At 45.7% G+C, this 14337-nt stretch carries 10 protein-coding genes; all 10 read right to left on the bottom strand.

The features are described from left to right. Positions 1–13: 13 nt before the first annotated feature. Positions 14–1177 (bottom strand): alpha/beta hydrolase-fold protein, encoded by a 1164-nt coding sequence (locus EXU57_RS16915; RefSeq protein ID WP_133269417.1) that lies wholly within the window; start codon positions 1175–1177, stop codon positions 14–16. A gap of 21 nt (positions 1178–1198) precedes the next feature. Beyond that, positions 1199–2926 carry a family 43 glycosylhydrolase gene (locus tag EXU57_RS16910; protein WP_133269416.1) on the bottom strand — a complete coding sequence of 576 codons (1728 nt, stop codon included), beginning with the start codon at positions 2924–2926 and terminating at the stop codon, positions 1199–1201. Between the two features lie 321 nt (positions 2927–3247). Further along, the gene (locus EXU57_RS16905) at positions 3248–4846 is read right to left on the bottom strand and encodes an aldehyde dehydrogenase (NADP(+)) (RefSeq protein WP_133269415.1); all 1599 of its coding nucleotides are present in this window, start codon (positions 4844–4846) and stop codon (positions 3248–3250) included. 74 nt (positions 4847–4920) lie between these two features. Further along, on the bottom strand, positions 4921–6675 hold the full coding sequence (locus tag EXU57_RS16900) for a Kelch repeat-containing protein (protein ID WP_133269414.1): 1755 nt from the start codon (positions 6673–6675) through the stop codon (positions 4921–4923). A 153-nt stretch (positions 6676–6828) separates the two neighbouring features. After that, positions 6829–7350, bottom strand: a complete 522-nt coding sequence (locus EXU57_RS16895) for a VOC family protein (RefSeq protein ID WP_207955511.1) — start codon at positions 7348–7350, stop codon at positions 6829–6831. 292 nt (positions 7351–7642) lie between these two features. Beyond that, positions 7643–8944: an alpha/beta hydrolase-fold protein gene (locus EXU57_RS25675; RefSeq protein WP_133269413.1), complete on the bottom strand. Its 1302-nt coding sequence runs from the start codon at positions 8942–8944 to the stop codon at positions 7643–7645. A gap of 198 nt (positions 8945–9142) precedes the next feature. Continuing rightward, complete coding sequence (locus EXU57_RS16885) at positions 9143–10219, bottom strand: alpha/beta hydrolase-fold protein (protein WP_133269412.1); 1077 nt, start codon at positions 10217–10219, stop codon at positions 9143–9145. A gap of 15 nt (positions 10220–10234) precedes the next feature. Beyond that, positions 10235–11404, bottom strand: coding sequence for an esterase (locus EXU57_RS16880; RefSeq protein ID WP_207955510.1), 1170 nt, complete (start codon positions 11402–11404; stop codon positions 10235–10237). A 119-nt stretch (positions 11405–11523) separates the two neighbouring features. After that, positions 11524–13236, bottom strand: coding sequence for a GH39 family glycosyl hydrolase (locus tag EXU57_RS16875; protein WP_207955509.1), 1713 nt, complete (start codon positions 13234–13236; stop codon positions 11524–11526). Between the two features lie 8 nt (positions 13237–13244). Further along, the gene (locus EXU57_RS16870; RefSeq protein WP_133269411.1) at positions 13245–14147 is read right to left on the bottom strand and encodes an alpha/beta hydrolase; all 903 of its coding nucleotides are present in this window, start codon (positions 14145–14147) and stop codon (positions 13245–13247) included. Positions 14148–14337: the final 190 nt, after the last annotated feature.

Here is a 14337-nt window from a genome sequence, read left to right as displayed (position 1 = left end):
CTGCAACATAAATTTATTTGAAAAGTCTTTGTGCAAAATCATGAAGAGATTTTCTCCATACCTGCCACTCATGACCTCCCGGAAATGAAGCAAACTCAACCTTTAAATTCTTGCTTTTGAAAGTGTCAATCAGCTTTTTTGTAGCCTCTATTCTGGGGTCCTGCTCTCCCACGGAGATGTAAAACAACTTTAGCTTACTATTGAAGGATTGCGGGTTGGTGAGTATTCCGGGGATCGCTACCTCCGGATCAAATGCAGCACCTGATTGTTGCCGGTTTATCCCGCCAAAAACACCTGTGCTGAAGACGCCTACATGAGAAAAAATATCCGTGTTGCGCAGCCCCGTATAAAAAGCCTGTCCCCCTCCCATTGACAATCCGGAAATAGCCCTGTTGGCAACTCCGGGTTTTACCCTAAAGTTGCTTTCAATAAATGGTATGACGCTTCCAACCAGTTCTTCTTTAAAAAGAGCCATTGCCTCATCATTGTACCCGCCGGCTACTCCCGGCTTTGTAACATTCCCATTAGCTATAACCACCAGCATTGAAACCGCTTTTCCAGCGGCAATCAGATTGTCAAGAATATTATTGGTTTTTCCCTGTACGGTCCAACCCCGTTCATCTTCGCCTCCCCCATGTTGTATATACAGAACGGGGTAGCTTTTCCGGCTGTCCTGATCATAACCGGGAGGTGTATAGATATTTACGTTCCTCCAGGTTCCCATTGTTTTAGAAAAATAATTTTTCCATCTGATATCCCCATGAGGCACATTCTTAATCTCATAAAAATCCGCACCTGCTTCAGGAACATCAATGGCGCTCGACATCCGGCCAGTTCCGTAAAAGGATTCGCTTGCCGGGTCAGCAACCCTAACACTGTCAATCACTAATGAGTAATAATGAAATCCCGGCACCTGGGGATCCGTAGTTACGGTCCAAATACCCTTGTCATCCTTTAGCATATTATACACCTTATCCAGCGCTATCTGAACTTTCATCGCGTGGGGTGCAGCTACCCTGAACAAAACACGGTTGTCATCGAATATACAAGGACAATCATTGGAACGAATATTTGTCGGGGCAGGTTTAGCACCTACAGGCACTTGTGTATTTCCCTTGTTGCTCAAAAACAAACACGACACAATGAGCAGGAGTGGGAGGAAAGATTGTTGAGTCATACAAGCAATGTTGATGGCAAACTATTTTAGTTCAATTACCTGTTTTCCTTTTGTAACACCACTCTCATTAAACGCGTCGATAGTGAAATAATATTTTTGCAAACTGTTCAGGCTTCTGATGGTAACTGCGTCTGCTGCCAGCACCTGGTAAGTATGATACAATTTGTCTTTTGCAGTTCCATAACGGATATTATATCCAACAGCGGCGAGAGATTTTTTCCAGTTCAATTGTACAATTGCACGATCATCCGGGCGCACCATTTTAAAATCTTCTACGCTATCCGGCAGCTTTCCCCCAGCCTTACCAAACACCCGTAAACCTGCAAGCGCAAAAGTTCCATCGGGCATGCGATGATTGGTTAGTCGTATATAGCGCGCCTTTACCGGAGTTGTCAGTTCGATGTAGTCGTGTGGCGCATCTATGGTGTTCTGCCTTTTATCGGCTAGTGTTTTCCAGGTTTTATTATCATCTGAATACTCCAACAGGTATTGATAGTAAATATTCGGGTTACGTCCAAACAACTGCATATTATTTTCAGCGTAGTTAATTTGAATGGCGTTAACAGTACAATTCTTTTGTAAATCCATACTTATCCACTCACCCTTATCGCCGGTTTTAGCACTCCAGTAAGTACGTATTTCTTCATCGGTGGCATTAGCCCTGGGATGATTGGCTAATTCGGAGGATACTTCAACCGGTTTATTGTGCGAAAGCAACATCCAACCTGGAAATAACTCCTCGGGTCCGTTTATTTTTTTAGTTGGCAGCTTATAAGGGAAGTCACCAAAACCGGTGTACACAAACATGACCCCGTCTTTGTCGAAGAAAGCCGGAAAAAATCCAAGGCGGCGTTCAAACATATGCTTTTGTGAAATCGTCATGGTTGATACATGCCAGTAATTACCATACTTGTCCTGGAAAGTACTGCTATGTCCTGCACTTGCGGCAAATCCTTCAGGCCTGTACGAAATGGGATTATGACTGGCTAAAGTAAAAGGCCCAAGCGGCTTATCCGAAACATACAAACCATCGTTATAACTTTTGTGTTCGGTTCCTGGTGCGGCATATTGCAGGTAATACTTACCGTTCCGTTTGGTCATCCAAGCACCTTCGATCCAGGGATTATCGCTTCCCTCGTTATAGTCGCCCTTGCGTTCCCAGCCATAAATATTCTTTTTGCTGTTAAATAACGCTACAGGGCTGCCGATCGGGTTAAGCGTTTTATTATCTAATTCAACGGCATAAATTGGATTGATGTTAGAGCAACCATAGTAGAAAAACAAACGACCATCGTCATCAACAAATAAATCCGGATCGATCATGCCTATCGGGAACGACGAATTAGCGATCTGCCATTTGCCGGATTTAGGATCGGCGGTTTTGAAAATCTTTACCGGGGCAGCGGCAGACGCCATAAAGTATAACGTATCATTCATTACCACAGCCGTAGGTGCATAATCTTCCAAGGGTAGATCGTTTGTAGTAATCAGGTCCCACCTGACCATATCTGTTGAATGGAAATAGCCACCCGACTTTGAAGCAAACAAGTAGTATTCACCTTTATAAACAATCATCGTTGGGTCAGCAGCCTCGCGCCTTGAAGGCGTATCAAGCATAAACCTGTAACTCAGGTTTACGGGGTTGCACAAGGTGGTTTGCTTAGCCTTAGTAGTTGTTTGCGAAAAGGTGGCTAACGAAGCAATTAAACACGCAAGGAAGGCAAGGGTTTTTAAAACAGTAATTTTCATGAGCACGTATTCTTTATAACAAGCAATGGAGTAGCGTTTACAGTTGGCACAAAAGGGGGCTTGAACAAACATTCCTTCTTTTAACTGAAACACGAAACTTATGGAGACTTTTTTTGGTACCGGCATTGGTTTTCTATGGGATCATCGTTGCTACGTCCGCCCGGCAGGCCATTCGGACGGGCTCAGTTCAGGTGTAAACCATTGTGGATCGAAGCCGTCCCTGGTACCGGACGGATCCGGGTAACAAACACGTTAGCTTATCAAGCCAGGCAGCCTTCAACGGCACACCAATCCGGTGTTTGTTTTGAACCCCGGCATTGCCTATTGGCCTGCAATGGGCTTGTTGGTCCATTCATTGTTTACCAGGCGCAGAATGTTTGAGGGATTATCGTTTCTGAGTGCTTCAGGAAGCAGGTGATTAGGAAAGTCCTGGTAAGCTACAGGGCGAACAAACCGATAGATTGCCGCAGTACCCACCGATGTAGACCGGCCGTCGGTAGTTGAAGGAAATGGTCCACCATGTTGCATGGAATGACAAACTTCTACCCCGGTTGGGTAACCACCATAGATCACCCTGCCTGCTTTGTGTGTAATAATGCTGATCATTGGTGCCAGTGATTGCTCATCAGCTTCAGTAGCATGAATGGTGGCTGTTAGCTGCCCTTCCAATGATTGCAGCACCGATATTAACGCTGTTTCATCTTTACACATCACAACTAAAGAAGCTGGCCCAAAAATCTCTTCCGACAATTCTCTTGCTGCCGAAAATCCTTCCGCATCAATGGTATGTACAACCGCCCCAGCTTCGTATTTATCTTTGTTTGGCTCCCGTGCTGCTGTTGCTAATACATCCGCTTTATCTTGTCGTTTTTTAACCCCTTCATTATATGCTTTAGCAATGTTCCTGTTTAGCATTGAAGCGGGTAAAGTTGATGTAATCTCTCCGGCAAGCAGCTCCAAAAACTTTTTGGTAGTGTCGCTCTCAATGGCAAGTACCAGACCAGGGTTCGTACAAAACTGGCCAACCCCCATCGTGATAGAGCCTGCCAGGTCTTTGGCAATTTTTTCGCCCTTGGTTTGCAGCGCCCCTTCCATTAAGATAACCGGGTTTACCGCACTCATCTCGGCATAAACCGGTATCGGATCTAATCGCCCGTTGGCGGCTTTAAATAAGAGCATGCCAACGTCCCTTGAGCCGGTAAAGCCTACAGCTTTGATGGCCCTGTGTTGTACCAATGTAACCACATCATCATGAGAAAGATAAACAGAAGAAAAAACCCCCTCGGGCATACCCGTAGTTTTTGCCGCCTTTATGATAGCAGACGAAACCAATTCGTTTGTTCCCGGGTGTGAAGAATGTGCCTTTACTACAACCGGGCACCCTGCTGCCAAAGCTGAGGCCGTATCACCGCCGGCGGTGGAAAAAGCCAAGGGAAAATTGCTGGCGCCAAATACGGCCACCGGGCCTATTGGAATGTGCATCCTTCTTACATCAGGTTTAGGCAGCGGCTGCCTATCCGGTTGTGCAGTATCGATACGTGCATCTACCCACCAGCCATCTCTTAACAACTGCGCAAACATCTTTAACTGGTTACAGGTTCTACCCCTTTCCCCGGTAATCCGCGCAGCGGGAAGTGCAGTCTCTGTTGAACATCGCTGGATCAACGCATCACCCAATGCCATAATTTCATCTGCAATGGCATCCAGGAATTCTGCTCTTCTCAGGGCAGGTAAATCGCGGTATACAGGAAAGGCCCGGTCTGCCAGTTCAAGTACATACTTCAGCTCGGACTCAGTTGCATAACTGAATTTGTCTTCCAAAAAATTATTTGATGCAGGTGAAAACGCCTGGAAAGTTTTTTTGCTTTCAGCGCTTGTGGTAAAGCCGGTAAAATTCACACCTGTTAGAGTGTTTATCATGATAAGTACGTCTTTAATAATTATAGATCAGGTTGAGATCAGGTAGTAAGTGGGAAGAAACAGAAGTTGCCTTGTCAAAATTCAAGCAGCCATACCTGGTCGCTAAGCTTACCGTTTACGGAGCCGCCAGCCACGTAGATGGTGTTGTTAACTGAAATTACTGAGGCACCGCTTATCCTGAACGGCAGTACCCCTATTGACCAGGTGGTTGAATTAACGTCGTAAATATTTACCTTATCGGTAGCGTTGCCGGAAAGTGGGTCCAGTGAAGCGAACCAGATGATCTTATCATTTTTTGTTACGGCATTTTGCCCTTCTGCAACAACGTAGGTAAACGGTTGAGATAAAAAGCCAACCGTGCTGTTTTGGCTAGCAGGGTCTTTGATTTCTACTTTACAGGATGGTGCATCAGAACTGGTATAACCACCGGCCCAGTAGATTTTGTTGCGCACATTGATACCCGCAAAAAAGGTTTTGGGTTCAGTTAGTGTAGTTGTGGACCAGGTGTTTGCAGCGTTGTCGTAAATGTCGATGATGCTTTCAACATTACTGGAGCCGCCAAGTTGATTGCTGCCCCCGGCAAAATAAACGCTGTTGTTAGCAGTAACAGCAGTAATACCATTTCGGGGAACACTTAGGTTAGTTATCGACCAGGATCCGGTATTAAGATCGTATACGTCTACCCGGTCGCTCACTGGATAGGGCCATTCCCGCTCGCCTCCGGCAAATAATACCTTATTGCCTACGGTCGCACTGGCAATATAGGCGCGTGCCTGGCTCAAATGCGCAACCGACCAGTTATTGGTTACCACGTCATAGATGTCGACTGTGGTAAAGTGCTGATCATTTCCGCCGTCGCCCAATCTTCCCCCGGCAAAGAATATTTTATTGCCGGCGGTAACCGTTGAAACAGCGGCCCGGCGCGCACTAAGAGTTGCAGTTGTCCAGGATTGTGTTACAACATCAAATATGTCGACCCTGGAAGAGCCATACCCCGCAGGATTGCCTGACAGAGATGCTCCAGCGAACACCACTTTATTGCCTGCTGCTGCTACCGCCAGGCCGCTCGCCGGCGCGGATAGTTTTCCAAATGGCACAAGCCGGGCATTGACAACGAGTCGATTACTATCACCACAATTCATGACCACGTTTGTTGCACTCACCAATACTTTCATGGTGTCGGTGGAAAACAGGCCGCCTGCATCCGTAACCTTCACCTGAAATTCATAAACACCCTGCACCAGGCCAGACACCAGCGTAGTAGCCGTGTTTGCATTAGCGATATTCGGGCCTGCAGGACCAGTAAGTTTTATCCAGGTATAGGCTTTAATATCCATATCCGGATCGGTGGAGCATGATGCATCGAGTGTTACTGAACTTGTGGGTAGGGTAATGCCCTGGTCAGCGCCGGCACAAGCAACTGGTGCCCGGTTTACCAATGCACTGTCAAGCCTTGTTTGAACAGTTACCTGCAGTGTATCAGTTGTGGCTGCACCTTTATCGTCTGTTACTTTTAACTCGAAGAGGTATACACCTGCAACCAGGCTTTTCGCTGCTGTTGAAACTGAAGTTGGATTTGTAATCGAAGCTGTTGGTCCGGCAACTTTTTTCCAAAGCCAATTGGTAATCTTACCATCAGTATCGGCAGAAGTACTACCGTCGAGGACAACACTGTCCTTTGGCAAAACTATTTGTTGATCTATACCGGCATTTGCAATGGGTGGTTTGTTGGTTTCACAATCATAACATTCAAGTTCTTTTTGGCATGAGATAAAAATGAATACGGCCACCAGTAGAAAGAAAGAACAAATATTTAGTAGTCGCTTCATGATCACAAGTGCTAAAGGCAAGAATGTGGTGTAAGTAATGTTCCTGATAACATAATTCCTAACCGTTTAGTTCGTTGATATTATGCCTGAACCATCTGCGGTGCTTGTAAGAATAAACAAGTTGCGATATTGATTTCGCTTCGAAAAAGATTGCTATTCAAGCGGCCCGATTAACTCAATGAAGTTTCCATCAGGATCCTGCACGAAGGCGAAATGTGACTTTGCATTTAGAGGTATCGGTGTATTGCCAAGCAGGGGAACGTTTTTTTGCTTCAGCCTTTCAATCACCGGCTTTAAAGATTTTACATTAATGGTAATGTACTGCATGCCTACATCATCTTGTATGAATTTCTGTTTAGGATGACTGGCCTTTTTGCCAAAACTCATAAGCTTCCATTCATTCGCTTCCGGACTATTTTCAAGTTTTAAAACCGTTACAGCAGTAGGAACCCCGTTTGAAAGACCGGAACGCTTTGAGAATTCTTCATTGATGGTGAAAGTATATGCTTTAACCATTCCAATCCCATTTACATAGAAATCAAGGGAGCGCTCAAGGTCAGATACCACAACGCCTACTCCGATCAGCTTACTGCTGAAATTCGACTGGGAATAAGTAATGGAGGTCACAAATGCCGCTACAACTAAAAAAGAAAACCTAACCATTTTCTTATGCATAATCATTTATTTGATGGGTACGATGAGGTCCTTGCAAGGATCGTTTACCTGAGTTAATGTTCTAACAGGCGATCTACTTTCAGGCCTTTGCACCGTTCGAAGTTGTTACTTTTTTAACCCGTTGCAAGTGCCTGCCAGATGGACAAATAAGTAATCGCAGGAACACAGGGTTTGAAAGTTCTTAAACCCCGTTGCAGGAGTTACGCTGTTTGTATTTCACCTGCTTTTGAACATCAACATTAAGGCCACGAACTATTGGAAAAGGGGACAGTTATGCTGCCCCCCTCTTATTTTATTTCTTAAACAGCAATGGAGCCATTTCACGGAGGCTGCGGCGCCATGTTTGAAATTCGTGGGCAGTTCCCTGCGAAACATAAGTACCAACATTAAAGCCAGCTGCTTTTAAATCTGCTTCAACTTTTGGAAGAGCTTCAGCCCCGCGCGTCTCCTTACTACCGTAGGTAATAAACATAAGCTTTGGTTTCATTTTACCTTCTAACTGTGCTGGCGTATAGTTACCACCACTCATTAGTCCCCAGTAAGCAAAAACTTCTGGTCTGGCTAATGTTATCGTGTGTGTTTCAAACCCGCCCATTGACAGTCCTGCCATTGCACGTCCATCCCTGGAAGCTATAGTGCGGAAATGTGAATCAACATAAGGTATCAACTCATCAAGTAAGACAGTCTGAAAAGCGCCAACACCAGTAGGTTCGCCTGCAGTTACACCACTAGGCACAACGCCAGCTGAACCCATACCGCCGCCAGCCGGACGAGCAGCAGGAGCAGCACCAGCGCCACCGGCAGCCGGAGGAGTTGCACCGCCGGCAGGAGCACCACCCGCAGGAGCAGCAGCAGGAGCGCCAGCAGCAGGAGCTGCAGGGCGAGGTGCACCCCCTGGTCTACCACCTGTATTGGTCATACCATAGGTCATAACAACGATAAATGGCTTTATTCTGCCTTCTGCAATCATGTTGTCCATAATCAGGTTAGTCTTGCCTTGAATAGCCCATGAGGTCTCATTTTCACCCCAACCATGTTGCAGGTATAATACAGGATATTTGGTGTTGCCTTTCTCGTATCCGGGAGGTGTGTACACATTGGCAACACGTGAGGTTTTCGTGCTTTTTGAAGGGAAAAGAACCTGATGAACATGGCCGTGCGGAACATCTTTAAGCGCGTAGAAATCCTGGTCTTTAGCTGGTATTTCGATGCCGCTTTCCCAACGTTGTGAGCCGTAGAAATTTCCTGTGCCGGGATCATTAAAAACGCCACCGTCAACAATGAGATGGTAGTAGTGAAAACCCTCATCCATTGGCCCAGCGGTTACACCTGTAAAATACCCATCCCCTCCTTTTGTCAGTCTTGTTCCACCTTGTCCACCCAGGCCAAGGGTTACTCTCACGCTATCTGCTTGCGGAGCGTGTATCCGAAACCGTGCATACCCTTGCGAGTTTACCTGTGGATAGTCCTGAAAGGGCTGATTAAAACTTGATGGCTTGAAGTCCTCGGCGATTGAGGTGGGACTATTTTGCGCGAAACTGATACCGCCGGATAAAGCGGCTACGCAAAAGAGGGCGACAGATTTGATACTCATTGTAATTATCTTTTAAGTTAAAAAGTTGAACGCTTGTTTCAATGTCGTTTACTCAAGCCTATTGCCGGAAACCGGGTGAATAAATTTATTCAGTACAAGTGAGTGACCCGCCAATGAATTGGGGGCACGCTCAACGATGGCAAATAGAATTACTGAAGCTGGTCACCACAAAAAGCGCTTAAGTACCGACATTGGTTCTTATTTAAAAATTTCCTGTAGTGTAGTAGCGAGGTATTGTTTGCAATTCATCCAGGTATGACCACCGGGAACGATATAGCTTTTTACATTTATCCCCTTTTCTTTGAACATGGCAATGTTTTGCTTCACGGGCTCGTATAAGAAATCTTCGGTACCAACACTGATGGTAAAAAGTTTTAGCTGGCTGTTTATTTTATTGGCATCCGGTGACCAACTGGCAAAATTTCTTCTAAATTCTTCCGTTGCTGTAAAAGGAGCATAAGACGAGATATATGCAAACTTGTCGGTGTTGGTCAGGCCAATGTTAAGTGTTTGTCCACCTCCAACGGAGAAACCTGCAACTGCACGGCTCCTGCTCTCTGCTGCAACCGGGTAATTGGCTTCAATAAACGGGATGATATCATTGGTGACGTCCTTTGTAAAATCGTCCATTGGTGCAGGCCTTACATTACCATAGGGCATTACAATGATCATTGGTTTTGCTTTCCCCTGTGCTATCAGGTTGTCTGCTATCAGGTTCGCACGACCAACTTTCGTCCAGGTTTCTTCCGTATCGGAACCACCATGAATAAGGTAGAGTACCGGGTACTTTGTTTTGCCATTTGGGTTGTAGCCGGGCGGGGTATACACCAATAGCTGGCGGGTGGTTTTTAGTGTACCCGACTTATAATAACGATAACTGATTTTACCATGGGGAACATTCTGCAGGGAATGTACTAACGGTGTGTTGCCGGGCACCTCCACAATACTGCGCTTAAACCTTTCGTTGGCAAATATTTGGGTATTGTTTGGGTCCGCAAGGTTTACGCTGTCGACTAAAAAGCTATACGGATATATATCCGGCTTAATTGGTCCTACCGTAACGCTCCATATACCGGAGGTGTCTTTTGTCATCGCCTGATTGGCCGTCAGGAATTCTCCGCTCAGCATTACCTTTTGAGCATTACGCGAATAATACTTAAAGGTTACTTTATCATCGGCATGTACTTCGGGTGAGCTTATAGCAGGAGCTCTTTGTGAGAAACCGGCAACAGCAGTAAACACCAACATAACAGCTATGGAAAATGAAGATTTCATTTGTTGATCTTTCAATTATTTAAAAAGCAATTGTGCGGTTTCTGCCAGGTACGTTTTCACGTTCATCCAGGTATGGCCACCCCCGGTTATATGACTCTGAAAATTGATATTTTTTGATTTTAAATAATTCAGGAATGTAGCCACGTCATTGTACAGAAAGTCCTCTGTACCCACGCTCACCCATAACAATTTCAATTGCTTATTTGTAGCGTCGGCCTGAGATACCAGCGCCTGGTAATTGCTCTCCATTTCTGCCGGTGGCAAATAAGCACTATAGCAGCAAATCCAGGAAAACTTATCCATGTTCCAAAAAGCAGTTCGCAGTGTTTGCCCACCTCCACGGGAGAAGCCTCCTATCGCACGATTGTTTTTATCAGCAATTGTCCGGTAGTTTCTGTCGATATAGGGAATGATGTTTTTTGTCATATCGTCCGCAAAGTTCTTCATCCTGCTCATGGCGTCGGCGCTTTCTCTCCCGGTTGGGTCTGCCGGCTTGCTTCCACCTTTTTGTGCCGCTATCCTCGCTTCTACATTCCCATACGGCATAACAACGATCATTGGTTTTGCCTTGCCTTCTGCGATAAGGTTATCCAGGATCAGATTTGTGCGGCCTACTTTGAAAAAGGTTTCTTCTGTATCGGTAGTACCGCTGATTAAATAAAAGACAGGATACTTCTGAGCGGCCCCTTTATCATACCCCGGTGGAGTGTAAACCACGAGGGAGCCGGTTGTACCCCCTGCTGAAGGATAGTATTCATAATTTACCGACCCATGCGGCACATCACGCATGGAATGTATAAGTGGCGTAAAACCAGGCACGTCAACCAGGCTGGCTTTAAACCTTTCATTAGGGAAAAATTCAACGTTTGCAGGATCCATCACCGTAATTCCATCTACTGTAAAACTATATGGGTAGATGTCTGGTATAACGGGGCCAACGGTTATACTCCAGATGCCGGCACTATCTTTTTTCATTGGAACATTAGCAGCACCAAACTGGCCGCCTGCAAGCCTTACCTCTTTTGCCGAGGGTGCGAGGTAGCGAAAAGTCACTTTCTTATCGGCAAGTACTTGGGGCGATTTAACCAGTGGTCCTCTCGGCGGTTGACTATATGCGGGCGCTACAAAACAAATAACGACTGCAATCAACAATAAACGGAGCATCCCTTTTTTGAACATGATCATCACAGCTTTCTTATATGATACTGGTGTGTTGATAAACCAGTTGGTTGACTCGTGTACGATAGGTAGTATTCACTCCAGGTTTTCTTAACTAAGCGTTGCGTGTTTACGCCCACCTACTACTACCAGCTCAAGCGGATAAACGATACACCTTGCCTTGGCAATTCAAATCGCAACTGAGTGTTACCCTCTTTTGATTCCTTCCATTCCGGCGATGTAAATAATTGTAATTGCCCAGCACGTTCCAGTTCTCTGAATTGTTCAGCATTCACTTGCTGTGGGCTACCAATTGCCTTCCACTTACTAAATGAATTGCTGAATTTATCGTCTACCCGGTAATGATGAACCAATACCTTGTTTTTGCCGAGGTTGCTAACAGATAACTGGACAGGGGCGGCCGGGCCTTCCACGTTGTCATCATGATAATTCCAAACCATAATGGCAACTGAATTGCCATCCCTGCTTGCAAATGCATGAATATCGTTTTTGCCCCGTACACCGTTAGCTATAATATCTGCTGCACTGAAGCCTTCGCCAGATTGAACTGGAATCCTTTTTCCACTCATCATACCCAACATGCGAAAAACGTTCATCACCGGTTTATCAACGCCGTTGGTAGCCAAATCACGAAAACCTGCAAACCACTCCTGGTCCTCGAATTCAAACGCCCATGTTACAGCACCCCTCAGGTTTACTTTGTACCGGTCCATCAATTCGTAAATTCTTGCATACGACGATGCGGTATAAGCCGGGTACATGGTTCCGTTTCGATAACCGTATCTAGGCTCCCGCTTTTCGGAGCATGCGGCACAACCTTCAGGATCGTTTTCACCAATTATTATTGGAATGTTCTTAAATCGGGGATGCTTGCTGATGGTCTCAAAAGCACGTTCAATACTCTTCAACTGCGTGCCCATATTCATGCGAATATTTCCATTCACAAGTTCGGGTGCTCCTTTTGCATGAAAGCCGATGTATTGTAGTGGTGTTCCCTTCTTTCCTGTTGCGTAGTTCTGACCCTGCAGGCAGTGCTCAATAAACTTGGTTAGAAAGTCATAAGCTTTGTCTCCCCCGGGATTTGTAGTATGCGGCCCTCCAATGGTACATTCGGGACAGGCTTTCTTTAACCCGTCGACGGTGTAGTCGTATAGTTTGCAAAACTCTTCAAAAGTACCCGACCAATACCCGATATCAGGTTCATTCCATAATTCCCATAACCACGAGTTAACCTCTTGTTTCCCGTAACGTTCTACCGAGTGTTTAGCCCATTGATAAACCAGTTCTCTCCATTTATCATAGTCTTTTGGAGGGTACGTCCAGCCCGTCCAGATCTTGCCATTCTTGCTCCAGGTATGCTCGTATGGTTCAGGCTTTGAGGAAAGGTCTTTTGGCATAAACCCGATTTCCATCAGGGGCTTCATCCCCCTTTGAACATAGGTATCAATGATGCTGTCAACGACTGTCCAGTTATAGATTGGCTTACCGGCTGCATCTTCTTGATAAGCGTTTGTAAAGCCCCACTTGAGATCCGGACCCGGACTATTGCCCTTCGAGGTCAGCAGGTTGTGTGGTCTAACGTATACTGGGACCGGGCTCAATTGTTGTAGTTCGGTCAACAGTTTCTTACCGTTTTCCCGTGTAGTATAGTTGGGTTCATCGTAGCCGAAAAAAGCCCAAAACGGCTTCATATCCCCGACCGTTTTAGCCGCGTCTACCCGTATCGTTACCGCAGTTTGCTGCGCACTTGCACCGTGGATGAATAGTAAAAAGATAACACTCCCTGCAACATACTTTAATGCATCCATCGTTCCGGTTATTAGTCGTGGTAAAAGCATGATTGGATTTAATTAGCCATCCATTTATTGTTTTTCATCCATTGGATAAGTGGTTCCATCCAGCCCTTTTGTCTGAATATAAAGCCATGTCCGCCTTTGGGATAGATATGCATTTCTACATCCACGCCTAGTCGGCGTAACTTTTCAAAATAGGCAATGCTATTATCCACATCCACTACCTTGTCATCAGCGGCATGGGTTAGATAAGCAGGGGGCGAATTGCGGGCAACCTGTAACTCATTTGAAAATAAGGTTACCATCTCGCCGGAAGGTTGGTTGCCCAATAACTTTCTTCTGGAGTCCTTATGCGTTAAACTGTCCTGCATACTGATCACCGGGTAGACGAGTACCTGGAAATCAGGACGAAGGTTGGTACCATTGCTATTTTCAATATATGATTTGGTAAAATGGGTAGCGCCGGTTGAAGCAAGGTGTCCGCCAGCAGAAAATCCGACAATCCCTACCTTGTTTACGTCAATTCCCCACTGGCCTGCTTTTTCACGGACAAGTTTGATGGCTTGTTGAACGTCTTGCAATGGCCCAATGCTTTTATCTACCATTGTCGAATCATCAGGAAGACGATATTTCAATACAAAAGCAGTTACCCCGCTTTTAGCAAACTCTTTGGCTGTTCCAATACCCTCACCCTGGTAAACAACTACGCTATACCCGCCGCCAGGGCAAATAATTACTGCAGCACCGGAAGCCTTCTCTTTTTCAGGCTGGTATATTTCAAGGGTGGGAATAGTTACCCGGTTATACATACCGTTTGCTGGCAGGGTGCTATTCTCTTTAACATTGGTGGCCCTTGAATTTGGTATAGCTCCGGGATATAGGGAAACGATCTCTTGTGCCTGAATGATAGAAGGACACCATAAGATCAATAGAAGAATGTGGCTGGCTATTTTCATGTTGTGAAAACCGAAGGCTTAATTTTTTAGATTTCGTAGCTGTTTAAATGTTCGCGGGCAAGCTGCACAGCGTTCCGATGGTACAAGTCCGCCCGGCAGTCGGACGGGAGTGCGACCCGCCAACAAGTTGCGACGCAAAAGAAGCTCCATATACGTCTTCTGCCTGGCCCAAAAACATCAGCTCGACTAT

Source organism: Segetibacter sp. 3557_3 (assembly GCF_004354985.1).
In the GTDB taxonomy this organism is placed as follows: Bacteria; Bacteroidota; Bacteroidia; order Chitinophagales; family Chitinophagaceae; genus Segetibacter.
The sequence above is the reverse complement of the archived record's forward strand: the minus strand, read 5'-3'. Positions and strand labels throughout refer to the sequence as shown.